The organism is Streptomyces sp. NRRL F-525, from assembly GCF_000716605.1.
In the GTDB taxonomy this organism is placed as follows: Bacteria; Actinomycetota; Actinomycetes; order Streptomycetales; family Streptomycetaceae; genus Streptomyces.
Window position 1 is genome coordinate 49,155 of the sequence record NZ_JNXE01000046.1, and the last position, 23,196, is coordinate 72,350.

The window sequence follows — 23,196 nt, forward strand, 5'->3', positions numbered from 1 at the left end:
CCGGTTCCGCTGGCGGAACGGGGGCCTTCTTGATGCGCGGGGATGGTTGTGCGTACCGGCCCCGCGGTCTGTGCGGCCGTCAGCCGCCCGCCGCCGGACGGGCCGCGGCCGGGGTGGTGCCGCGGGCCACGCGGTCGGGGTGCGGCGGGCGGCGGCTGCCGATCGGGGTGACCGGGGTGCGCTCCGAGCGGGTCGTGTGCGGGCCCGGGGCGAGATGGGCCGGTGGCCGGGCCGAACGGCTCGCGGTGACCGTCTCACGGGCCGCCGGGACCTCGTCGCCCGAGGAGGACGCGCGCGGCTTGAGCAACACCGGTGCGGTGACCGGGGAGGCGGGCGCGGGTGCGGGCGCCCTACCGCCGCGGCGGGCCCGCCAGCGGTCGCGGTAGTCGAAGATGCGGGTCTCCGCCAGCGCGATCAGCGGCTCGCACCACGGGAGGGCGAGCAGGACCAGCAGACCGGCGGCCCAGCCGAGCAGGACATCGCTCAGCCAGTGCGTGCCCAGGTAGACCGTGGCGAGACCGACGCCGAGCGAGGTCACCGCGGAGGCGGCGGACAGCCAGCGGCGGGCGGCCGGCGTGGAGGCCAGATACGCCAGGATTCCCCAGGTCACGACCGCGTTGGCGGTGTGGCCGCTGGGAAATATATCGCCGCCGAGACCCATCTCGTTCGAGCCGATGACGGTGGCGTAGTGCGGGCCGAGGCGGCCCATGCCGAGCTTGGCCGCGCCGACCGTGATGTTCAGCAGGAGCAGCAGGGTGCCCAGGGTCAGCAGCGGGCGCAGCGTGTGCTGCCGCCAGGAGCGCCAGCCCAGCCAGGCCGCGACCATCACCGCGGTGGGGCCGCGCTGGCCGAGGACCACGTAGTAGTCGACGAACCAGTGGATGCCGGCCCACTGCTGGTACGGCCGGAAGAACATGACCTGCCAGTCGAACCGGACCAGCCAGGACGTGGTCACGACGAGCCACACGATCGCCAGATAGAAGGCCAGGGTCGCCGCGAAGAGCACGACCCTGTGCCGGCTCATCTTCGGCACATCGATGTTGGCCGGCCGTTCAGGTTCACGGTCCAGCCTCGCGAACACCCGGTCCAGACGGGTGAGGTTTCGTTCGGTACGCACTCAATCGACGTTACAGCGAGTGAGTGTGGATCCCCGTCGAATCAGCGGCTTTGTGATGACGATGTGATGTGGGAAAGCTCTCAGGAGCAGGTTTATTTCCGGGGATTCCGCAATCCAGGACCGCTCCGTCCTTCAATTCCTTTGATCATGCCGGGTCGAGTTTTATGGCCCTTATGAATTAGTTCACCAAATGCTGGGGTGAAATTGGCCGGGCGCTCATGGAGCGTGACGAGTGGATCATGGGGTGGGATGAGTCGATCATGGCGGGCCGGAGCCGTTCAGCCAGAACGCCCCGTACGCGGCCGACGCCACCGCGACCCCGCCCACCACCCACGCTGACCTGGACGTACGCAGCCGCGCCAGGGCGAGCGCGAGCGGGAGCAGCAGGGGGAAGGCGGGCATCAGCAGGCGCGGTTTCGAGCCGAAGTAGCTCGACGCGCACAGCGCGAGCGCGGTGACGACGCCGGTGTACACCAGGAGCGGCAGCGGCTGGCCCTGCCGGACGCCCACGACGTACAGCCAGAGCACCAGCGCGACCCCGACGATCAGCCCGACCCCGGCCAGTGCCGAGGGGAACGACGTGAACTTCTCGCCGACGAAACGGGCGAAGGCGGCACCCCCGTCGAAACCGTTGCGCCAGCCCGCCTGCACGTCGAGATAGCCCAGCGGGCCCTTGCCGATGCGGTGGCCGACCCACAGGACGTATCCGGCGGCGCCCAAGGGCGCGAGCGCCATCCCGAGGGCGCGCGGCCAGACCCGCGCGCCGGGCGTGGGCGCCGTGCTGCGGTCCCGCACGAAAGTGGCGATGCCGGCGACCCACACCGCGGCCACCACGGCGAGCCCCACGGGCCGTGTGAGACCGGCGAACAGGGCGAGGACCCCGGCTGCCGGCCAGCGGCCCGTCAGCACGGCGTACAGGGACCACGCGGCCAGCGCCGTGAAGAGCGACTCGCTGTACGCCATCGACTGCACGATCCCGACCGGGAGCACGGCCCACAGCAGCACGGCGCACACGCCCACGCGACGGCCGTAGACGTGTTCCACGACCGCGAAGATCCCCCAGGCCGCCGCGAGCGAGGCGAGCAGGCTCACCACGAGACCGCCGTCCGCGTACGACAGCGGGGAGACGGCGTGCATGAGTCTTTCCAGCCAGGGCAACAGCGGGAAGAAGGCGAGGTTCGAGTGGACGTCGCCGTTCGGGAGGCGGACCTCGTAGCCGTAACCGAGGTCGGCGACCCGGGTGTACCAGAGGGCGTCCCACCGCGCCGTCAGCAAGGTGTGGGCGCTCTTGCCGCGCGCCGCGCTCCACACCGCGAGCACCACCAGGCCCAGGGCGCGGACGGCGGCGTACCCGAGGAGGGCCGGGGCCGCCCGGCGCAGAGGTGCTGCGAGATCGTTCACGGACCCGATTATCGAGGGGACCCGGAACCGGCCGGCCCGGCGGGGGCGTGGTCCACAGAAGGGTGAGTGGTGTACGCCACACGTGTTCTCCGGGGAGTGTGAGAGGTCCGCCACGTGGCATTGGCGTGAACTCGCGTACGCTGACGGCTCACTCGCCTTCGTTGCGCGGGTCGGAGACACCGCTCCTCTCCGGCCGCAGTCACGGGGAGTCCCCACCCCGTGAGCCCGCCGAACGCGAGGGATCATCTGGGAGGTAGTTCATGTCCGGGACGACCACGGCCGCCGCAGCGCTGCGCCGTCGGGCGGCCGGGGCCGGTGCCAACCGCTGGGTCGTCCTCGTCGTCCTCTGTGTCAGTCTGCTGCTCGTCGCGCTCGACGCCACCGTCCTCCATGTCGCGGTGCCCGCCGTCACCGAGGACCTCAAACCCGGCGCGATAGAGCTGCTCTGGATCGTCGACGTCTATCCGCTGGTCTGCGCCTCGCTCCTCATCCTCTTCGGCACGCTCGGCGACCGCGTGGGCCGCAGGCGCATCCTGCTCCTCGGCTACGGCCTCTTCGGCGTCGCCTCCGGGCTGGCCGCCCTCGCCCATGACGCCCAGGTCCTGATCCTCGCGCGGGCCCTGCTCGGCGTCGGCGGCGCGATGATCATGCCGGCCACGCTCTCGATCCTCCGCCAGGTCTTCCCCGACCGGCGCGAGCGGGCGGTGGCGATCGGCGTGTGGAGCGCGGTGGCGGCGGTGGGCGCGGCGGTGGGACCCCTGCTCGGCGGTTTCCTCCTCGAACACTTCTGGTGGGGCTCGGTCTTCCTCGTCAACATCCCCCTGATGCTGATCAGCCTCCCGATCGGCCGCCTCCTGCTCCCCGAGTCCCGCGGCGACCGCAACGGCCCGTGGGACGTCGTCGGCGCGCTCATGGCCGCGGGCGGTCTCTTCGGCGTCGTCTTCGGCGTGAAGCGGCTCGGTGGCGGGGAGCCGGTGGAGAGCGGGTGGACCGTGGCTCCGCTGCTCGTGGGCGCGGTGCTGCTGGTTCTTTTCGTACGACGGCAACGGCGCCGTACGCATCCGCTGGTGGACCTGAAGATGTTCCGCAGGCCGGCGTTCAGCACGTCCGTCGGCTGCATCGTGCTGGCGATGCTGGCACTGGTGGGCCTGGAGCTGATCGCGGCGCAGTACCTGCAACTGGTCCTCGGCCTGTCGCCCCTCCAGACAGGTCTACGACTGCTGCCGCTGACGTTCGCGGCGATGGCGGCGGGGTTGTTCGGGGCGCGGATGCTCCGGCGGTTCGGCCCGCGCCGGATGGTGTGCTTCGGGTTCTGCCTCACCGCGTTCTCGGTACTGACGCTGATCGCGATGGGCGAGCAGGACAACACCGGGCTGCTGCTCTTCGGGTTCCTGCTGCTGGGGTTCGGGCTGGAGATGACGCTCTTCGGGGCGTACGAGTCGATGCTGAGCGAGGCGCCGCCGGCGCAGGCGGGGGGCGCGGCGGCCATAGGTGAGACCTCCTACCAACTCGGCGCGGGGATCGGCATCGCGCTCCTCGGCAGCGTGATGAACGCGGCGTACGCGCCCGGGCTGTCGTCTGTTCCCGGTGTACCGGCGTCCGCGTCGGCGTCGGCGGGGCATTCGCTGGGGGAGGCGTATGACGTTGCCGGGCGTCTCGGCGGGGAGCGTGGAGCGGCCCTGCGTGACGCCGCTCGGCACGCCTTCGTCCACGGCCTGCATGTCACGTTGCTCGTCAGTGCGGGGTTGTTGTTGCTGGGCGCGGTGATGGCGTTGAGGCTCCCCCGAGTGATGCAGTGCGAGGCGCCGCTGGCCGCGGTCCCTGCCCCGAGGGAAGTAGCGGAGTCCCGCGTCTCCGCCTGAGGTCACGGAGCTCTCCCACCCACGCACCGCCCGTTTACGGGCGATGGAAAGGTGGACGTTTCCCGTGGGGGCCGCCCGCCGTTGGCGGCTGCGGGCTGCGGGCTGCGGGCTGCGGGCTGCGGGCTGCGGGCTGCGGGCTGCGGGCTGCGCGGGCCGTGACGGAGGCTCGTAGCGTTCGGACTCGGCCGCAGCCGCCAACGGCGCCCGCCCCCCACGGCAAACGGTCCATCGCAACCGCCCCGCACGGGCGGGCGGGTGGGAAAGGGCTTGGGGTGAGGAGACACGCTGGACGCATGACACCCGTCGTCGTAACGTCGACCCGTCCCGCTAACTAGCGCTGATAGTTTTAAATGCCGGAGGCTGTGTCATGGCTGCGTCCCCGAAGTTGCCCCCCTTCGACCCCGCCGACCCCCTCGGCCTCGACGACCTGCTGGACCCCGAGGACCTCGCGATCCGGGACACGGTCAGGACCTGGGCCGCCGACAGGGTGCTGCCGTACGTCGCCGAGTGGTACGAGAACGGGGAGTTGCCCGGGATCAGGGAGCTCGCCCGCGAACTCGGTGGCATCGGGGCGCTCGGGATGTCGCTCGACGGATACGGGTGCGCCGGTGCCTCCGCCGTCCAATACGGGCTCGCCTGCCTGGAGTTGGAGGCGGCCGACTCCGGGATCAGGTCGCTCGTGTCCGTGCAGGGATCCCTCGCGATGTACGCCATCCACCGCTTCGGAAGTGAGGAGCAGAAGCAGACCTGGCTGCCGCGCATGGCCTCCGGCGACGTCATCGGCTGCTTCGGGCTCACCGAACCCGACCACGGTTCCGACCCCGCCGGCATGCGCACCTACGCCAAGCGCGACGCCGGCGACTGGGTCCTCAACGGCCGCAAGATGTGGATCACCAACGGGTCGGTCGCCGGCGTGGCCGTCGTATGGGCACAGACCGACGACGGGATCCGCGGTTTCGTCGTACCCACCGGGACCACCGGATTCTCCGCCCCGGAGATCAAGCACAAATGGTCACTCCGCGCATCCGTCACCAGCGAACTCGTCCTCGACGACGTCCGGTTGCCCGCCGACGCCGTGCTTCCGGAGGTCGTAGGACTGAAGGGTCCGCTCAGCTGTCTGTCGCACGCTCGTTACGGAATCGTGTGGGGTGCGATGGGCGCGGCGCGCGCTTCCTTCGAGTCCGCGGTCGAATACGCGAAGACCCGGGAGCAGTTCGGGCGGCCCATCGGCGGCTTCCAGCTCACCCAGGCCAAGCTCGCCGACATGGCGGTCGAACTGCACAAGGGGATTCTGCTCGCCCACCATCTGGGGCGGCGCATGGACGCCGGGCGCCTGCGTCCCGAGCAGGTCAGCTTCGGCAAGCTGAACAACGTACGGGAGGCCATCGAGATCTGCCGTACGGCACGGACGATCCTCGGTGCCAACGGGATCTCACTGGAGTACCCCGTGATGCGGCACGCGACGAACCTGGAGTCGGTGCTCACGTACGAGGGCACCGTCGAGATGCACCAGCTCGTGCTGGGCAAGGCGCTCACCGGACTCGACGCCTTCCGCTAGGAAGACCCGAAGTCCCGTACAACCCTGCGGGAGGCAGGGCCGATGAGCGGCCCTGCCTCAGCTCTGGTTGAAGAAACCGTCCTCACGGCGCACGGCGGGGTCGCCGCTGACGATCTCCGTGTTGGCGGGGGTCAGCAGGAAGACACGGTTCGCGACCCGCTCGATCGTGCCGCGCAGGCCGAAGGTGAGGCCGGCCGCGAAGTCGACCACGCGCTTGGCGTCGGTCGCCTCCATCGCCGTGAGGTTCACGATCACCGGAACCCCTTCCCGGAACAGCTCGCCGATCGCGCGGGCGTCGCGGAAGCTGTCCGGGGTGACCGTGCCGATCCGCCGGCCCTTCACCTCGGCGACGTCCTCCGCCACCTTCACCCGCGGATCCGTGACCCAGGCATCCCCGGGCTGCTCGGTCCCTTCGGAGTAGTCGTCGTCGTAGTAACGCTCGTCATCGTTGTCGTCAACGAGTCCAAGCCAAGCACTCGCCTTGCGTACCGATCCCATGGACGCCTCCTCTCACAGCGGTCTTACTTGCTTTCCGCATCCCTATGGTCATCCATGATGCGGATCGCGCGCCAAGTGGATAGACGCCGCGCGGGGGGTTTGTGACGCTACTGGTGCACAGCCAATACGTCGAGGGCCCCCGTGTATCAAGGGTGTTGCTGGACACGGCTGCTGACTGAGAGTGAAATATGATTCTTCCCGGCGTCCGGGTGACGGCTGGTGCGTACGGGTGAACGGAGTGGTCGATGGGATGCGGCTGCTCAACGCCCGGTCAGATGCCATATCGATCTCCAGATGCCCAGTCAGATGTCGTTCACGCCACGGGGGGTTGTCGTGTTCGGAATGGTCCGGCCCTGCAGTCACAGACTCGGTGAAAGCCTCAAGACCCAGTGGATGGCGCATTTGTGCGGGCTGTGCCTCGCGCTGCGCGGGGACCACGGGCAGTTCGCGAGGATTGTCACGAACTACGACGGTCTGCTCCTCTCAGTGTTGACGGAGGCTCAGGTCGAGCGCGCGGGCGGCGGATGGCGTCGTACGGCCGGGCCCTGCCCGTTGCGCGGGATGCGGACCGCGTCCGTCGCGCAGGGCGAGGGCGCGCGGCTCGCGGCGGCCGTCTCGCTGGTGCTCGCCTCCGCCAAGGTGCGTGACCATGTCGCCGACGGGGACGGGCTGCTGGCCCGCAGGCCGGTGGCGCTGGCCGCGCGGCGGGTCGCCGGGAGCTGGGGGCGGGCCGGGGCGCGGACGGGTTCCGCGGTCGGGTTCGACGCCGCCGTACTCGTCGACGCCGTGGAGCGGCAGTTCGGCATCGAGTCCCTGGCCGGGCCCGGGACGCCGATCCTGACCGTCACCGAACCGACCGAGACCGCCACCGCGGCCGCCTTCGCGCACACCGCGGTCCTGGCCGGACGGCCGGGCAACGCCGTACCGCTGGCCGAGGCCGGGCGCCTCTTCGGCCGGCTCGCGCATCTGCTGGACGCCGTGGAGGACAAGGAGTCCGACGCCGCGTCGGGCGCCTGGAACCCCCTCACCGCGACCGGCACCCCGCTCCCCGAGGCCCGCCGGCTCGCCGACGACGCGCTGCACGGAATACGGCTCGCGCTGCGCGAGGCGGAGTTCGTCGACGCCAAGCTCGCGCATCTGCTGCTCGCGCACGAACTGGGGCGCTCGGTGGACCGGGCCTTCGGCACCCAGTCGTGCGGGCACGGGCCGGAGAACGCCTTCGGGCCGCCGCGGACTCCGTATCTGCCGGGCGATCCGCGGCACGACGGCAATCCCTACGGTGGTGAGCCCCCGCGGCCCGACGGGCGCGGGTTCTGGGCCGGGTGCGCCGTGGCCCTCGGGCTCTGCTGCACCTGCAAGGTGTGCTGCGCCGACGAGTTCGAGGGGCCGTGGTCGGGGCGGCGGCGCGAGGGATGCTGCTCCAGCTGTGACTGCTCGTGCTGTGACGCGTGCGAATGCTGCGAATGTTGTGAATGTGTGTCGTGCTGCGACTGCTGACCATGACGGGCTGTCACCACCGTTGTATACGTGCGACACGGGGATCATGACCGACCTGCGGTGTCCGGCGGACGGTGTTTCAGAGCGGTAAAACAAAAACATGATCCGGTGACCGGTGTGCCATGAGTGTCGTTGGTCGGGAGCAGAACCATTTCTGCCCCAGGTTCGACTTCTGATCAACTCGCCACCCACTTAAGGCACTTCAGTGGACGTCACAACAAAAGCGACCACCAGCATCCGCGCCAGGCTGCTGAGGATTCTCGTCCTCGCCCTCGCGGTCCTGCTCGCCCTGCTCGGTATCGCGGCCGCCGACCAGATCTCCGCCTATCGCAACGCCTCCGCGACCGCCGACAACGCGCGCCTGGAAATCACCCTCCAGGGGCTCGTGCACGAACTGCAGAAGGAGCGCGGACTCACCACCGGATACGTCGGCGGTGTCCAGCAGTTCAGCGCCAAGCTGCCCGCGCAGCGCAAGGCGACCGACACCGCGCGCCAGCAGCTGGACGTGGCCCTGAAGGGGCGTGAGGACTCCGCCGCCGGTTCCGTGCGCGAGTCCCTCGGCCGGCTCGACGGCCTCGCCGGCATCCGCAAGGACGCCGACGACGGCACCGGCGTGGTGAAGGACACCTTCGACTACTTCACCACCACCATCACCGTCCTCGACCGGCTCGACCTCGGCCTCGAGGACGTCCACGACGGCACCCTGCGCGACGCCTACCAGGCGCTCCAAGTCCTCGGCAACGCGAAGGAGTTCACCGGCGAGGAGCGTGCCATCGTGCTCGGCTCGGTGCGCGCCGGGAAGTTCCGCGGCGACGACTACAGCCGGTTCATGGAGATCCGCGCCGGACGCCTGGCCGCCCTCGACGCCTTCCCCCGTTCGGCCACCGCCGTACAGGAACGGCGTCTGAACACCGCCCTCACCACGCCCGACGCCGAGCGCGCGCTGACGTACGAGAGCAAGGCGGTGCACGGCACCGGGAAGCTCAAGTCGAGCGCGATCCCGCCCATGGCCTGGTGGGACGCCATGACCTCCACCATCAACGGGATGCGGAACGTCCAGATCACCCTCGGCACCGATGTCGAGAACAGGGCCGCCCAGCTGGAGAGTTCGGCCCAGCGCGACCTGCTGCTGTTCCTGCTGCTCGCTCTCGCCACGGTCGTCGCGCTCGGCGCGCTGGCCCTCGACTGCGTACGGTCCGTCTCCACGCCGCTCGTCGAACTCGCCCGGCAGGCACGGGAGGTGGCCGGCAGCCGGCTGCCGCAGGCCGTGGCCGCCGTACAGGACGGGTCGTCCGGGGCGGCGCCGACGCCGCCCGCTCCGCTCGCCGTCGCCGACAGGGCGGGGGCCGAAGTGCGGGAGGTGGCCGACGCGTTCGACCGGGTGCAGCGGTCCGCCTTCGAACTCGCCACCGAGCAGGCCGTGTTGCGGCGCAACGCCACCGACTCCCTGGTGAGCCTGGGGCGTCGCAACCAGAACCTGGTGCGCCGTCAGATCAGCTTCATCAACAAGTTGGAGCACGAGGACGCCGATCCCGCGACCCTCGCCAACCTCTTCGAACTCGACCACCTGGCCACCCGTATGCGCCGCAACGCCGAAAGCCTCCTCGTGCTCGCCGGGGAGTCCAGCCCCCGCCCCTGGTCCACGCCGCTGGCCGTCAACGACGTGCTGCGCGCCGCGCTGTCCGAGGTCGAGGAGTACCGCCGGGTCACCCTGCGCCGGATCGAGCCCGCGTTCGTCACCGGCTCCGTCGTCGTCGAAATCGCCCATCTGCTCGCCGAGTTGGTGGAGAACGCGCTGAGCTTCTCGCCGCCGGACTCCGACGTGGAGATCGAGGGGCGGCGCACCAGCGCCGGGTATCTGGTCGCGATCGTCGACCACGGCTTCGGCATGGACAACCAGGCCCTCGCCGAGGCGAACGTACGGCTGTCCGGCACGGCCAGCTTCATGGCCGAACCCACCCGGTTCCTGGGCCACTTCGTGGTCGGCGCGCTCGCCCGCAAGTGCGGTATCGAGGTACGGCTCGGCGAGGCACCGGCGGCCGGTGTGGTCGCCCGAGTCCTCATCCCCGCGGGGCTGTTGACGGAGAAGGGGGTCGAGGAGGGGCCGGCGGTTCCCGCCCCGAGGAAGGCGGAGGCGGAGACGATGGAGAGCCCGGAGCCGGAAGCAGTGGTCCCCCCGGTCGCCGCCAAGGGCGGTTCGTCCGCCGCGCGCACCCGCAACGGCCTCGTCAAGCGGCCGCAGCGCAGCGGTATCGCGGCGGCGGTGAGCGAGACCGACCGGACCGGACGGCCCGCCCCCACCACACCGCCCAACCCGGAACGGACCCCCGAGCAGGTCTCGGGGATGCTCTCCACCCTGCGCAGCGCCCACATGCGGGGCGGGATCAGCGTCGAGAAGGAGAAGCAGCAGAAGACCGGGAAGAGTGCCGCGAAGAACGCCGACACGAACGAGGGTGCCGCCAAGTGACCACCGTCGACACCCCGCACGACTCGCAGACCTTCAACTGGCTGCTCGCCAACTTCGTCAAGAGCACCGACGGCGTACGCGACGCGGTCGCCGTCTCCTCCGACGGGCTGCTGATCGCCGTCTCGGACGGGCTCGGGCGCACCGAGGCCGACCATCTCGCCGCGATCGTCTCGGGGTTGAGCAGTCTGGCCCGCAGCGCGTCCAAGCGGTACAGCTTCGACGGGGTCAAGCTCATCATGATCGAGATGGGCCGGGGTTTCCTGCTCGTCTCGGCGATCCGGGACGGCAGCTGCCTCGGCGTCCTCGCCGACAGCAGCGGTGAACTGGGCCTGGTCGGCTACGAGATGGCGGTGCTCGCGGAGCGGGCGGGTGATCTGCTCACCCCGACGCTCATCGCCGATCTGCGGCAGGCGTTGCCACGGTGAACGGTGAACAGCCCAGGGACGTAGAACCTGACGAGGACGCGACGTTCGTCCGGCCGTTCATCATCACCGGCGGCCGGTCCGAGCCTCTCCAGGCCGATCTGCGGCTGGAGACGCTGGTCGTCGCCGTCGGCGTGCCGGATCCGTCGCTCGCGTTCGAGCGGCGCCACATCGTCGCGGTGTGCGAACAGCCGACGACCGTCGCCGAGGTGGCGCACCGCGTCGGCGTACCCCTCGGAGTGGCCAAGGTGCTCATCTCCGACCTCGTCGTCGCCGGGCAACTCGCCTGCCGGCAACCCGCGGAGCTGCCGCTCCCGATGCTCGAAAGGATCAGGGACCATGTCCGGGCGCTCTGACAAGATCGTGCCGCTGGCCGTGAAGATCGTGGTCAGCGGCGGCCTCGGGGTCGGCAAGACCACGTTCATCGGGGCCATTTCGGAGATCGAACCCCTCGACACCGAGGCGGCGATCACCGAAGTCTCCGTAGGCGTCGACTCGTTGGAGGGCGTCGAGGCGAAGACCACCACGACCGTCGCCCTCGACTTCGGGCGGATCACGCTCGACCCGACGATCGCGCTGTACCTGTTCGGGACGCCCGGGCAGGACCGGTTCTCCTTCCTCTGGGACGACCTGGTGGAGGGCGCGCTCGGCACGGTGGTCCTCGTGGACACCCGGCGGATCGAGGACTGCTTCCCGGCGGTCGACTACTTCGAGTCGCAGGGCGCGCCCTTCGTCCTCGCGGTGAACCGGTTCGACGGGGCGGAGCGGTTCGACGTGGACGAGGTCCGGGAGGCGCTCGGGCTGGGCGCGGACGTGCCGGTGCTGGAGTGCGACGCGCGGAACCGCGATTCCGTACGGGACGTGCTGGGAGCGCTGATGGACCGGGTGATCGGGGTCCGGGCGGCACCACGGCGCCGTACGACGGCGGCGCTGGCGCGGTGAAGGAGACATACGAGGAGGCAAACGCGAGGGGAGGGGTGCGCGTGTGAAGGCGGGAGAGCGGGAGAAACGCCCGATCAGGCGGGAGAACCGGGGATCAGGGCGTGCAGTGGGTCAGCTCAACAGGAGGAGGACCACACTCGACCGAGGTCGATGTGGGAGCGCTTGACCAGCCACTGCTGTGGATGCATGGGGTAAGTGGAACAGGCATCCGGTTGGGCGTCAACCGACTTGAGACGTAGCGCCCACAGTATGGACAACCTTGACAGCAAGGGGAAACGGCGCCGTACCCTCGGTGGACGGCCCTGCTGAGGGGCTCGGCCGTACGGTGCCGCCCAGGCGCCCTGTGTGAAGGCATTCGCCCGTGTTGCTCACGTCACGGAGTCTTCGCATGTCTTCCGACATACCCACCCCCGTATCCGCCGCCCCGGGCACAAGGCTCTCGCTCGTGATCGTCGGGGCCGGACCGCGGGGGACCGGCCTGATCGAGCGCATCGCCGCCAACGCGCCCGAGCTGTACGCCAGTTCGGGCGCCGAGAGCGTCGAGGGCCTCGACATCCACCTCGTCGACCCCCATCCGCCGGGCGCCGGACGCATCTGGCGCGCCGCCCAGTCGCCGCTGCTGTGGATGAACTCGCACGCCGAGGACGTCACCATGTTCACCGACGAGACGGTGGTCATGGAGGGTCCGGTACGCCCCGGTCCCACGCTGCACGAATGGGCGGACATCGAGGGCAGCACCTTCGCCGACCGCCAGCTCCAGGGCTCCTATCTGCGCTGGGTGCACGAGCGGTCCGTGGCCGCGCTGCCGCCCGGCGTCACCGTCCACCACCACCCGCGGCGGGCCCTCAGGATCAGTGGCCCGCGCGACGGACGCCAGCAGGTCTGGCTGGAGGGCGGCCCGGACCCGCTCCCCGCCGACCTCGTCGTCCTCGCCCTCGGCCACCTCGACGCCGAACTCGACCAGGACCAGCGCGAGTTGGCGGCCTACGCCCGCGCCCACGACCTGGTCCATCTGCCACCGGACTTCACCGCCGACAGCGACCTGTCCTCCCTCGCCCCCGGCGAACCCGTCCTCGTCCGCGGCTTCGGCCTCGCCTTCGTCGACCTGATGGTCCTGCTCACGGAGGGCAGGGGCGGACGCTACGACGGCGACACCTACGTCCCCTCGGGGCAGGAGCCGGTGCTGTACGTCGGGTCGCGGCGCGGAGTGCCGTACCACTCGAAGATCGGTTACGAGTGGAGCGGTGAACGGCCGCCGCTGCCACGGTTCTTCGGGCCCGCCGAGGTCGACGCGGTGCTCGCGCTGCCGGGGGGCTTCGACTTCCGGCGGGACGTATGGCCGCTGATCGAGAAGGAGTTGGGGTTCGCGCACTACCACCGGCTGTTCGGTGTGCACCCCGAGCGGACGAGCGTCGCCTGGACCGACTTCGAGGAGAAGTACGCGGCCGGGGAAGTGGCGGACCGCGAGGCCCTCGTGGCGTCCGCGGTGCCCGACCCCGCCGACCGGCTCGACCTCGCGGCGCTCGACCATCCGCTGGACGGGGTGCGGTACGGGTCGCACGAGGAGTTCCAGGAGGGGCTACGGGCCTATGTGGAGGGCGATCTGAGTCGCCGTCACGACCCGTCCAACAGCCAGGACCTGGCTGTGTTCCTCGGACTGCTCTCCGTCTACGGGCAGTTGATCCGGCTCGGTGACGTCGGGCCCTGGTGGCACGGCTTCTTCAGCTACCTCGCCTCCGGGCCGCCCGGACCCCGGCTGCGCCAACTCCTCGCGCTGTCCCGGGCCGGCGTCGTGCGGTTCGTCGGTGCGGACATGGCCGTAGCCGCCGAGGACGGGGTGTTCAGCGCGTCGAGCGCGACCGTGCCGGGGGTGACGATCGAGGCGCGGGCGCTGGTCGAGGCGCGGCTGCCGGAGCCCACGGTCGGGCGGTCCGTCGATCCGCTGCTGCGTCAACTCCACGCGGACGGGGCCGTGGTGGAGAGTCCCGAGGGGCTGCTGCGGGTGGACCGCGCCGACGGGCGGACCCTCGACCGGGACGGGCGGCCGCATCCCCGGCGGTTCGCGCTCGGGCCCTACACCGATGTACGGACGCCCGGCGCGTTCACCCGGCCGCGCACCGGCGGGCCGGCCTTCCGGCAGAACGACGCCACCGCGCGAGCCGTGCTGGCGTTCCTGCGCGACCTCGCGTGTCGGGCTGCCGCGTAGTCCCGAGCTTGTGAAGTCCCGGGCTTCATCGAGGACTTGGCCCTCTCCGAGGCGCTCCCGAACGACAGGAAGGCTTTCCTCCCATGACCTCCTCGCACGGCCGGGGCCTGCATCTGGCCGCCGCCGTCGACCAGCGGTCGGCCTACGACGCCGACTCCTACGTCGAGTTGGCGCGGCTCGCCGAGAGCGGCGGGCTCGACTTCGTGACGCTCGACGACACCTTCGCGCGCCCCGGACCCGACGCCCTCGCCGTCCTGTCCCGTGTCGCCCCGGCGACCAACCGGGTCGGCCTGGTGCCGACCGTGACCACCACGCACACCGAGCCCTTCCATGTGCAGGCCGCGGTCGCGACCCTGGACTGGGTCAGCCGGGGCCGGGCCGGCTGGCGGCTCGACGTGTCGACCACCGAGGGCGAGGCCCGCCTCTTCGGCCGCCGGCACGCCGCGGCCGCCGACGCGTTGTGGGCGGAGGCCGGTGAAGTCGCCGAGGTGGCCGCCCAGTTGTGGGACAGCTGGGAGGACGACGCCGAGATACGGGACACGGCCACCGGCCGTTTCGTCGACCGCGACAAGCTGCACCACGTCGACTTCGAGGGCTCCGAGTTCTCGGTCAAGGGCCCCTCGATCGTGCCCAGACCACCGCAGGGCCACCCCGTCCGCGTGGTCGACGCCACCGAGGGCCAGGCCCGGCGGACGGCCGCCCGGTACGCCGACGTGGCCCTCGTCCGCGCGGCGAGTTCCGCGCAGGCCGGGGCCGTACGGTCCGAACTGCGGGCGTCCGCCGAGAAGGCGGGCCGCGATCCCGACACCCTGCGGGTCCTGGTGAGCCTCGTCGTCGACCTCGGCGACGGCGAGCACGCGGCCGAACCGGGCCACGGCGGGGGCGGCCCCCGGCAGACCGCGCACGGCCCGCTGTACCGGGGCGGCCCGGTCGACCTCGCGGAGCTGATCGCCGGCTGGCACGGCGACCGTACCGTCGACGGCTTCCACCTCACGCCCGTCGAACCCCGCCGCGACCTGGAGCGGCTGGTCAACGGCACGGTCGCGCTGCTCCAACACCGGGGCCTGTTCCGCACGTTCTACCCGGGCAGCACCCTCAGGGAGCACCTGGGCCTGGCCCGGCCCGCCAACCAGTACGCCGTGACCGGGGGAGCGTCATGACCGTACGACCACGGAGGAAGATCCATCTGGCCGCGCACTTCCCCGGCGTCAACAGCACCACCGTGTGGGCCGATCCGCGGTCGAGGTCCCAGATCGCCTTCTCCTCCTTCGAGCAGCTCGCCCGCACCGCCGAACGCGGCCGCTTCGACTTCTTCTTCCTCGCCGAGGGGCTGCGGCTGCGCGAACACAAGGGCCGTATCCACGACTTGGACGTCGTCGGCCGCCCCGAGTCCCTCACGGTCCTCAACGCGCTCGCCGCCGTCACCGAACGGATCGGGCTGGCCGCCACGGTCAACGCGACCTTCAACGAACCGTACGAACTCGCCCGCAGACTCGCCACGTTGGACCACCTCAGCGGTGGCCGCGCGGCCTGGAACGTGGTGACGTCCTCCGACGCCTTCACCGGTGAGAACTTCCGGCGCGGGGGATACCTGGACCGCGCGGACCGGTACACCCGGGCGGCCGAATTCGTCGACGTGGCACGGGAGTTGTGGGACTCCTGGACCCCGGACGGAGTGTCCCGGCCCTTCGCCCACCGGGGCCGACACTTCGACATCGCGGGCGAGTTCACCGTGCCGCGCTCGCCGCAGGGGCATCCGGTGGTCATCCAGGCCGGGGACTCGGGGGAGGGGCGGGAGTTCGCGGCACGCACCGCCGACGTCATCTTCACCCGGCACGGCACGCTGGAGGACGGCCGCGCCTTCTACGCCGACGTGAAGGGACGCCTCGCCAAGTACGGCCGCAGCGTGGACGATCTCAAGATCATGCCCGGTGTCAGTGTCGTCCTCGGCGATACCGCGGCCGAGGCCCAGGAGCGCGCCGCCGAGATCCGGCGGCAGCAGGTCTCCCCGCAGAACGCGATCCTCGCCCTGGAACAGATCTGGGGCACGGACCTCTCCGCCTACGACCCCGACGGCCCGTTCCCCGACATCGACCCGGTGCCGGAATCGTCGATCACCCAGGGGCGGACCCGGCGCGGCGACACCGTGGCGATGGCCGAAAAGTGGCGGGCGCTCTCCCGCGAGAAGGGGCTGTCCATCCGGCAGACCGTGATCGAGGCGAGCGGCCGGCAGTCCTTCATCGGCACCCCGGAGGCGGTCGCCGCCGAGCTGGAGACCTTCGTACGCCAGGACGCCGCCGACGGCTTCATCCTCGTCCCGCATCTCACCCCCGGCGGCCTCGACGAGTTCGTGGACCGGGTGGTGCCGCTGCTCCAGGAACGTGGCGTGTTCCGTACGGAATACCGGGGCACGACCCTGCGCTCACATCTCGGGCTCCCCGACCCGGCCGGGAAGGGGTGACCGTACGACGACAGGATCGAGCGCACGACGATGGAGCTGACGGCATGACTTCGGACGCGGCCGACGAGTGGAGGCAGTGGCACGAGCACCGCATGGAGACGGTGTCGGGTCCCTACGGACCCCTCGCCCTGACCGGCACGCACTGGCTGGAGGACTACACGGATGGCCAACTTCCGGACATTCCTGGCGTATGGGTCGTCGACGGTGACGTGGTGGTCCTCACCGCGACGGCGGCCGACGGGCTGACCGTCGACGGGAAACCCTTCACCGGCTCGGTCCGCCTCGGCGCGGACACCGGCCCGGTGGGCGCGGCCCGCGTAGGCCTCGGCGGGCGCCGACTGGTCGTCCTGGTCCGCGAGGGCGTCTGGGGAGTGCGCGACTACGACCCCGACTCGGCGGCGCGGCGCGCGTTCCCGGGCGTCGAGGTCACGCCGTACGACCCGCGCTGGTCGGTGCCGGGACGCTTCACGCCGTACGACGCGCGGCGCACCGTACGCGTCGACACGGTGGACGGTGTCGAACGCGGGCTCGGGCTCGCGGGTGAACTCGCCTTCCGGCTCGACGGGTTGGAGGCGACCTTGCAGGTGGCGGTGCAGGGCGACGGGAAGTTGTGGGCGGTGTTCGCCGACTCCACGAGCGGGGACGGCAGTTACCGGTTCCGGTTCCTGTACCCGGCGGCGCCCGACGCTGAGGGGCGCACGACGGTCGACTTCAACCGGGCCGTGCTCCCGCCGTGCGCGTTCGCCGACCATTTCATCTGCCCTTTCCCGCCGCCCGGGAATACGCTGGGCCTCGCGGTCGGGGCGGGGGAGCGCACCCTTCGGCAGACGGAGCGTTGACCTGCGGCGGACCGGGTTTCGGCCCACTGCGTCCGGGTGATCAACTCGCGTAGACCGTGGGCCAGTTGAAGGTCGTACGGCCGAAAGGCGCCCTTGCGCCCATCGGCCGGGCGGCCGAATACTCCCCCACAGCGCTTGTCAGGAGCACGGCGTGTTCGGAAACCGGACGCCCGACCCCGACTGCGCCTCACGGGCCCCGACCCCACGCGGGCCCCCGAATTCCCCTAGGAGGGAACGAAACGTGAGGATCAAGCGCACCACCCCGCGCAGCGGAATCGCGAGACGGACCAGGCTGATCGCCGTGGCCACCGGATTCGTCGCCGCTGCCGCGTTCGCCGTCCCCACCGCGAGCGCCAGCGACGCCCACACGTTCAGCGCCACCCAGCTCTCCGCGGCCAACTCGTCCGTGCTCAAGGCCGATGTCCCGGGCACCGCCTGGGCGGTCGACAGCACGACGAACCGTGTCGTCGTCACCGTCGACAGCACGGTCTCCCAGGCCGAGATCGCGAAGATCAAGTCGCAGGCGGGCAGCACCGCCGACGCGATCACCATCAAGCACACGGCCGGTCAGTTCAAGAAGCTGATCACCGGTGGCGACGCCATCTACGGCGGCGCGTACCGCTGCTCGCTCGGCTTCAACGTGCACAGCGGGAGCACGTACTACTTCCTGACCGCCGGTCACTGCGGTGAGGTCGCCTCCACCTGGTACTCCAACTCCGGTCACACCACGGTGCTGGGCACGAACGTCGGCTACAGCTTCCCGACCAACGACTTCGCGCTGGTCAAGTACACCAACACCTCGATCGCCCACCCGAGCGCGGTCGGCAGCCAGACCATCTCCAGCGCGGCCACGCCGAGCGTGGGCACCACCGTCTACCGGCGCGGCTCCACCACCGGCACGCACAGCGGCCGGGTCACCGCCCTGAACGCCACCGTCAACTACGGCAGCGGCGACATCGTCTACGGCATGATCCAGACCACGGTCTGCGCCGAGGGCGGCGACAGCGGCGGTCCGCTCTACGGCGGCACCGTGGCCTACGGTCTGACCTCGGGCGGCAGCGGCGACTGCACCTCCGGCGGCACGACCTTCTTCCAGCCGGTCACCGAGGCGCTGAGCTACTACGGCGTGAGCGTCGGCTGACGCCCGCCTGAATCTCCTCCGCTCGGACTGCAGCCGGCGGCGGGTCTGGGTGACCCTGTACAGCTGAGAAAGCGTGACACTCTCGCGAGAAGTGTCACGCTTTTTCGGCGGGGTGCCCCGGCCGCACCGGATTCGCCCACAGCATCGCAACTGGCGTGCGGGGGCTCGCTCTTGTGCGTGGCACGGAGTTACCGTCGTTGTATCGAAGCAGGCACCTGATGCGCCACGTCGGACCCTGGGGGGCCGTGATGGTCGAGGAGCTGGTGACGGCGGGAGTGACGCTCGCGTCCGTCGGAGTGGTGTACGCGATGGCGGCCGCGCGGGTCGTCAAACAGTACGAGCGGGGCGTGGTGTTCCGGCTCGGCAGGCTGCGGCCCGAGGTGCGCGGGGCCGGCTTCACGATGGTCGTCCCGTTCGTGGACAAGCTCCGCAAGGTCAACATGCAGATCGTGACGATGCCCGTGCCCGCGCAGGAGGGCATCACCCGGGACAACGTGACGGTCCGGGTGGACGCGGTCGTCTACTTCAAGGTCGTCGACGCGGCGGACGCGCTCGTGCAGGTCGAGGACTACCGGTTCGCCGTCTCGCAGATGGCGCAGACCTCGCTGCGGTCGATCATCGGCAAGAGCGACCTGGACGATCTGCTCTCCAATCGCGAAAAGCTCAACCAGGGACTGGAGTTGATGATCGACAGCCCCTCCATCGGCTGGGGCGTGCAGATCGACCGCGTCGAGATCAAGGACGTGTCGCTGCCGCGGTGCCCGCGGCACCCGTGACGCCGGTTGCCGCTGTGGCGCCGCAACCGGTGCAGGAGCAACTTCCGCCCGCCGAGCCCCAGTCGGATCCGGACTCCGGCGGGGCGATTTCAAGACAGGACTAGACCTCACCGGCTGATGAGCGTTGCTCGCGCCCAGTGTTTGCAGTGCGAACGGCCTGGGGTGACCGTGAACATTCAAAGCGAGGGGGCGTGCAACCGCGTTCCGCGCTCGACCTGAAGTCGACCTTGTGCGCTCCCTGTGCGATTAGGAAGAGTAGGCGCTCGTCAACCTACCTTTCGGCCGGTCGGGTCCCCATAACCTGACGGGCCGACCCCCCACAGGAGGACACGAGTTGAAGCACCGACGCATACCCAGGCGCCGGGTGGCCGTGGCGGGTGCGGGCATAGCCGCACTGGTCGTCGCGGGAGTCACCTTGCAGAGTGCGAACGCCAGCGAGACCGCACCGGCGGCCGCACCCCACACCCTCTCGGCCCTCGCGGCCGGAAAGCTCGCCTCGACGCTCGGCAAGAACCTCGGCACGGACGCGGCCGGCACGTTCTACGACGCGAAGACCAAGAGCCTCGTGGTCAACGTGCTGGACCAGAACGCGGCCGACACCGTCGAGGCGGCCGGCGCCAAGGCGAGAATCGTCGAGAACTCCCTCGCCGAACTGGCGGGCGCCCGCACGACCTTGAAGCAGGACGCCACCATCCCCGGCACCTCGTGGGCGACCGACCCCACCACCAACAAGGTCGTCGTCACCGCCGACCGCACGGTCTCCGACGCCGAGTGGACCAAGCTCACCAAGGTCGTCGACGGGCTCGGTGCCAAGGCCGAACTCCAGCGCACCCAGGGGGAGTTCAAGCCCTTCATCGCGGGCGGCGACGCCATCTCCGGCTCGGGCGGGCGCTGTTCGCTCGGCTTCAACGTGGTCAAGGGCGGCGCGCCGTACTTCATCACCGCCGGGCACTGCACCGAGGCCATCTCCACCTGGTCCGACTCCAGCGGCAACGAGATCGGCACGAACGAGCAGTCCAGCTTCCCGGACAACGACTTCGGCCTGGTCAAGTACACCTCGGACGTCGCCCACCCGAGCGCGGTCGACCTCTACAACGGCTCGTCGCAGACCATCACCCACGCCGCCGACGCCACTGTCGGCGAGAAGGTGACCCGCAGCGGCTCGACGACCCAGGTGCACACCGGGACGGTCACCGGCCTGGACGCCACCGTGAACTACGGCAACGGCGACATCGTCAACGGCCTGATCCAGACCGACGTCTGCGCCGAGCCCGGTGACAGCGGCGGCTCGCTGTTCGACGGCGACGCGGCGATCGGCCTCACCTCCGGCGGCAGCGGCGACTGCACCTCGGGCGGCGAGACCTTCTTCCAGCCGGTCACCGAGGCGCTGTCGACGTTCGGGGCGCAGATCGGCTGACCTGCCCGTACGGCACCGTGAAGTCCCGTCCCCGCGCGCGAGGGGGCGGGACCTTCGCGTACGGATGAAGAGGTCGGCTCAGCGTGTGGGCCAGTACCACAGCGGTTCGTCGAGCGGGCCCTCGCGGCCCGCCACCGTCGTCTGCCCGAACTCCTTCACCAGCTCTATGGAGTTGACGTCGAGACGGTGCCGTATCGCGCCCTTCTGGAGGGCGTCCGCGAGCGGCCGGGCGTGGGTGACCACGACGATCTGGGTGTCCTTGGTGGCGGTGAGGATCAGATCGGCGAGGGGCGGGATCAGGTCCGGGTGGAGGCTCGTCTCCGGCTCGTTCAGCACCAGCAGCGACGGCGGCCGGGGTGTCAACAGGGCCGCCGCCCACAGGAGATAGCGCAGGGTGCCGTCCGACAGCTCGGCGGCGGTGAGCGCGCGCAGCAACCCGTGCTGACGCAGGGCGAGTTGGAAACGTCCGCCGAGGTCGGCGATGTGGACCTGGCTGCCGGGGAAGGCCGCGTCCACGGCCGCGTCCAGCGCCTCGGCGTCACCGACCTCACGGATCGTCTGCAGGGCGGCGGCCAGATCGGAGCCGTCACCGCTGAGCACGGGCGTGCGGGTGCCGATCTGGGCGGCGCGGGCCGGGGCGTCCGCGTCGGTGCGGACATGGTCGTAGAACCGCCAGGACCTGATGAACTCCCGTACCGCCAGGACGTCGGGGGCGTGCTGGGGGTCGGCCAGTTCGCCGAGCATGCTGTCGTACGGGCGCAGGGTGCCGTGGGCGCGGGACCAGCCGCCGCCCGCGCCGCGCAGCTTGACGGCGGCTCCCGCGCGGTCGGAGAGCACCGAGGCCGGGCGCAGGACGGGGCCGCTCCAGATGGACTCGCGTTTGATCTCCGGGTCGAGGTTGAACATGGACGCCACACGGTCGGTCCCCGGGGACGGGCTGGGGTGCCCGAAGTCGATCGCGTACCCGAACTCGTCGCCCGCGAAGCCCAGTTGCAGACTGACCGGGCCCGAGCGGACCGTGCCCTGCACGGGGTGTCTGCCCTCGCGCACCGCGCGGCCGATCTTCTCCGGGCCCGCCCACAGGACCGACGGCAGCCCGCCCTCCTGCGCGAGCGCGGCGACGGCGCCGCCGCGCGCGGACGAGGCGAGCAGGCGCAATGAGCGGTAGAGGCTCGACTTGCCCGTGCCGTTCGCCCCCGTGATCACGTTCAGTCGCGTCAGCGGGACGATCAGGCGGCGCAGGGAGCGGTAGTTCTCGACGGCGAGGGTGCTGATCATGCGTCCAGCGTTGCAGACGGGTCTGACAATCCCGGTCGGTCCAGCAGGTCCGCGTGCTTCCGGCGCAGCGTCGCCGCCAGCAGGGTGACCACGATCCCGGCGAGCGCCCAGGCCGACAGGACCAGCAGCGGGCCGGTCACGGCGTTGCCCTTGAAGTAGGCGATCGAGCGCGCCACCCAGGTCCCGGCGCCCGGTGGCAGCGCGGGCCCGATCGCGTTCCAGAACGGCGGCAGCAGCGGCAGCGGGAAGGCACCGCCCGCGCTCGGGTTGCCCGCGATCACCACCAGCAGGATCGCGAGCCCGATGCCCACGACCCCGAAGACCCCCTGGAGGGCGAGGGTCGCCGCGCCCACGGCGAACGTGACCAGCGCGCCGAGCGCCCAGAACGCCATGACGCTGCCCGGCAGCGCGCCCAGGACCGGCCCGACGATCACCGCGCCGCCGAGGCCGCCGACGATCGCGACCAGTGCCATCACGATCAGCCGGATCATCGCGCGGCGCGGGTTGGCGGGCCGGGCGCCGGTGCTGATCGCCAGGATCGAGGCGCACAGATAGCCGCCGACACACCAGCCGACGACCAGGTAGAACGACGACAGCCCGTCGAAGTCCTGAGTGGAGGCCGGCGCCACGTCCACCGTCCGGACCGTGCGCTGCTCCGTCCTCTCCAAGGAGGAGGTGATGGTCTCCAGGGTGGTCGCGAGGACGGTACCGCTGCCGGTGGCGACCAGGAGCGTGTCCTTGGTGCCGCGCGGGTCGATGACGAGGGCGCCGTCGATGTCCCGGTTCAGGATCTGCCTCCGCGCGGTCGCCGCGTCGGACACCGCGCGCGGGGCGAGCGGTGAGCCGGGCAGTCGCTTCAGCCTGGCCACCGTCTGCTCGGCCGTGACCTGGGGAGCGACCACCCCGAAAGACACATCCCGGGGCTTCGGATTGTGCAGCGCGCCTACGTAGGAGGCGATGAAGAGCAGCTGAAGACCGACCACCCCGATGACGAGCAGGCTGGCCCGCAGGGTGACCGCGTCCTTCACCTCACCGAAGAAGGACGTACGGGACGTACCGGCACCCGGGGTCGCTGTCATGTCCCCACGGTCTCGGTGGCGGGGTCTTCGCGCAGGCGGGAAGGGGCCGAACGGATGTCGTACGCGTGTTCGGAAAAGTATTTCTCCGCCAACTGCCCGGCCCGGGCGGGGAGCTGACGGAGTGGTGTCTGTTTCGGCCACCGCACACCTCCCCAGAGAATCGTTTACGTGTTCGAATGAGGTCGCTGACCGGGGCTGATGAGGCTAGAGTAATCGAACGGGCGTGCGATGAACA

Annotated in this window: 18 protein-coding genes and 1 pseudogene; 14 read left to right on the forward strand and 5 right to left on the reverse strand. The window is 70.6% G+C overall.

Going from position 1 to position 23,196, the window contains the following annotated elements:
- Window positions 1-79 precede the first annotated feature (79 nt).
- Window positions 80-1,117, reverse strand: a complete 1,038-nt coding sequence (locus OO69_RS42165; RefSeq protein ID WP_033286264.1) for a phosphatase PAP2 family protein — start codon at window positions 1,115-1,117, stop codon at window positions 80-82.
- A gap of 258 nt (window positions 1,118-1,375) precedes the next feature.
- Entirely contained in the window at window positions 1,376-2,518 is a 1,143-nt protein-coding gene (locus tag OO69_RS42170) for a glycosyltransferase family 39 protein (protein WP_033286265.1), read from the reverse strand.
- A gap of 260 nt (window positions 2,519-2,778) precedes the next feature.
- Here OO69_RS42170 and OO69_RS42175 point away from each other — a divergent pair, with 260 nt between their 5' ends.
- A complete protein-coding gene (locus tag OO69_RS42175) occupies window positions 2,779-4,380 on the forward strand; it encodes an MFS transporter (protein WP_033286266.1) in 1,602 nt (533 codons plus the stop codon).
- A gap of 367 nt (window positions 4,381-4,747) precedes the next feature.
- Window positions 4,748-5,938 carry an acyl-CoA dehydrogenase family protein gene (locus OO69_RS42180; protein WP_033286267.1) on the forward strand — a complete coding sequence of 397 codons (1,191 nt, stop codon included), beginning with the start codon at window positions 4,748-4,750 and terminating at the stop codon, window positions 5,936-5,938.
- 57 nt (window positions 5,939-5,995) lie between these two features.
- Here the strand turns inward: OO69_RS42180 and OO69_RS42185 are convergent, their stop codons facing one another.
- Window positions 5,996-6,436: a cell division protein SepF gene (locus OO69_RS42185; protein WP_019059292.1), complete on the reverse strand. Its 441-nt coding sequence runs from the start codon at window positions 6,434-6,436 to the stop codon at window positions 5,996-5,998.
- Window positions 6,437-6,769: 333 nt separating this feature from the next.
- Here OO69_RS42185 and OO69_RS42190 point away from each other — a divergent pair, with 333 nt between their 5' ends.
- The 12 genes and pseudogenes from OO69_RS42190 to OO69_RS42245 all read left to right on the forward strand — a co-directional run bounded on the left by OO69_RS42190 (window position 6,770) and on the right by OO69_RS42245 (window position 20,604).
- Window positions 6,770-7,933 (forward strand): DUF5685 family protein, encoded by a 1,164-nt coding sequence (locus OO69_RS42190; RefSeq protein ID WP_199811137.1) that lies wholly within the window; start codon window positions 6,770-6,772, stop codon window positions 7,931-7,933.
- Between the two features lie 205 nt (window positions 7,934-8,138).
- Entirely contained in the window at window positions 8,139-10,400 is a 2,262-nt protein-coding gene (locus OO69_RS42195) for an ATP-binding protein (RefSeq protein ID WP_051801626.1), read from the forward strand.
- Complete coding sequence (locus OO69_RS42200) at window positions 10,397-10,825, forward strand: roadblock/LC7 domain-containing protein (RefSeq protein WP_033286269.1); 429 nt, start codon at window positions 10,397-10,399, stop codon at window positions 10,823-10,825. Before OO69_RS42195 ends, OO69_RS42200 begins: the two co-directional genes overlap by 4 nt.
- Window positions 10,822-11,178 carry a DUF742 domain-containing protein gene (locus OO69_RS42205; protein WP_033286270.1) on the forward strand — a complete coding sequence of 119 codons (357 nt, stop codon included), beginning with the start codon at window positions 10,822-10,824 and terminating at the stop codon, window positions 11,176-11,178. Before OO69_RS42200 ends, OO69_RS42205 begins: the two co-directional genes overlap by 4 nt.
- Window positions 11,162-11,764 (forward strand): GTP-binding protein, encoded by a 603-nt coding sequence (locus tag OO69_RS42210; protein WP_033286271.1) that lies wholly within the window; start codon window positions 11,162-11,164, stop codon window positions 11,762-11,764. Before OO69_RS42205 ends, OO69_RS42210 begins: the two co-directional genes overlap by 17 nt.
- A 388-nt stretch (window positions 11,765-12,152) precedes the next feature.
- Window positions 12,153-13,970 carry an FAD/NAD(P)-binding protein gene (locus tag OO69_RS42215; protein ID WP_051801628.1) on the forward strand — a complete coding sequence of 606 codons (1,818 nt, stop codon included), beginning with the start codon at window positions 12,153-12,155 and terminating at the stop codon, window positions 13,968-13,970.
- Window positions 13,971-14,053: 83 nt separating this feature from the next.
- A complete protein-coding gene (locus OO69_RS42220) occupies window positions 14,054-15,130 on the forward strand; it encodes an LLM class flavin-dependent oxidoreductase (RefSeq protein ID WP_033286272.1) in 1,077 nt (358 codons plus the stop codon).
- Entirely contained in the window at window positions 15,127-16,431 is a 1,305-nt protein-coding gene (locus tag OO69_RS42225; RefSeq protein ID WP_033286273.1) for an NtaA/DmoA family FMN-dependent monooxygenase, read from the forward strand. The genes OO69_RS42220 and OO69_RS42225 overlap by 4 nt, the downstream gene beginning before the upstream one ends.
- 44 nt (window positions 16,432-16,475) lie before the next feature.
- On the forward strand, window positions 16,476-17,270 hold the full coding sequence (locus OO69_RS42230) for a DUF1684 domain-containing protein (protein WP_033286274.1): 795 nt from the start codon (window positions 16,476-16,478) through the stop codon (window positions 17,268-17,270).
- Between the two features lie 241 nt (window positions 17,271-17,511).
- Entirely contained in the window at window positions 17,512-18,411 is a 900-nt protein-coding gene (locus OO69_RS42235) for a S1 family peptidase (RefSeq protein WP_033286275.1), read from the forward strand.
- A 248-nt stretch (window positions 18,412-18,659) separates the two neighbouring features.
- Window positions 18,660-19,166 (forward strand): annotated as a pseudogene (locus OO69_RS42240) (SPFH domain-containing protein); the annotation flags it as partial.
- 355 nt (window positions 19,167-19,521) lie between these two features.
- Complete coding sequence (locus tag OO69_RS42245) at window positions 19,522-20,604, forward strand: S1 family peptidase (protein WP_033286276.1); 1,083 nt, start codon at window positions 19,522-19,524, stop codon at window positions 20,602-20,604.
- A gap of 78 nt (window positions 20,605-20,682) precedes the next feature.
- Here OO69_RS42245 and OO69_RS42250 read toward each other — a convergent pair whose 3' ends face one another.
- Both OO69_RS42250 and OO69_RS42255 read right to left on the reverse strand, forming a co-directional pair.
- A complete protein-coding gene (locus OO69_RS42250) occupies window positions 20,683-21,882 on the reverse strand; it encodes an AAA family ATPase (protein ID WP_033286277.1) in 1,200 nt (399 codons plus the stop codon).
- Complete coding sequence (locus OO69_RS42255) at window positions 21,879-22,961, reverse strand: ABC transporter permease (RefSeq protein WP_033286278.1); 1,083 nt, start codon at window positions 22,959-22,961, stop codon at window positions 21,879-21,881. Before OO69_RS42255 ends, OO69_RS42250 begins: the two co-directional genes overlap by 4 nt.
- Window positions 22,962-23,196: the final 235 nt, after the last annotated feature.

Bases quoted from the DNA above. Each gene is read 5' to 3' on its own strand.
- OO69_RS42215 (WP_051801628.1), top strand. From the start codon at position 12,153: ATGTCTTCCGACATACCCACCCCCGTATCCGCCGCCCCGGGCACAAGG.
- OO69_RS42180 (WP_033286267.1), top strand. From the start codon at position 4,748: ATGGCTGCGTCCCCGAAGTTGCCCCCCTTCGACCCCGCCGACCCCCTC.
- OO69_RS42225 (WP_033286273.1), top strand. From the start codon at position 15,127: ATGACCGTACGACCACGGAGGAAGATCCATCTGGCCGCGCACTTCCCC.
- OO69_RS42230 (WP_033286274.1), top strand. From the start codon at position 16,476: ATGACTTCGGACGCGGCCGACGAGTGGAGGCAGTGGCACGAGCACCGC.
- OO69_RS42255 (WP_033286278.1), bottom strand. From the start codon at position 22,961: ATGACAGCGACCCCGGGTGCCGGTACGTCCCGTACGTCCTTCTTCGGT.
- OO69_RS42220 (WP_033286272.1), top strand. From the start codon at position 14,054: ATGACCTCCTCGCACGGCCGGGGCCTGCATCTGGCCGCCGCCGTCGAC.
- OO69_RS42185 (WP_019059292.1), bottom strand. From the start codon at position 6,436: ATGGGATCGGTACGCAAGGCGAGTGCTTGGCTTGGACTCGTTGACGAC.
- OO69_RS42250 (WP_033286277.1), bottom strand. From the start codon at position 21,882: ATGATCAGCACCCTCGCCGTCGAGAACTACCGCTCCCTGCGCCGCCTG.
- OO69_RS42210 (WP_033286271.1), top strand. From the start codon at position 11,162: ATGTCCGGGCGCTCTGACAAGATCGTGCCGCTGGCCGTGAAGATCGTG.
- OO69_RS42175 (WP_033286266.1), top strand. From the start codon at position 2,779: ATGTCCGGGACGACCACGGCCGCCGCAGCGCTGCGCCGTCGGGCGGCC.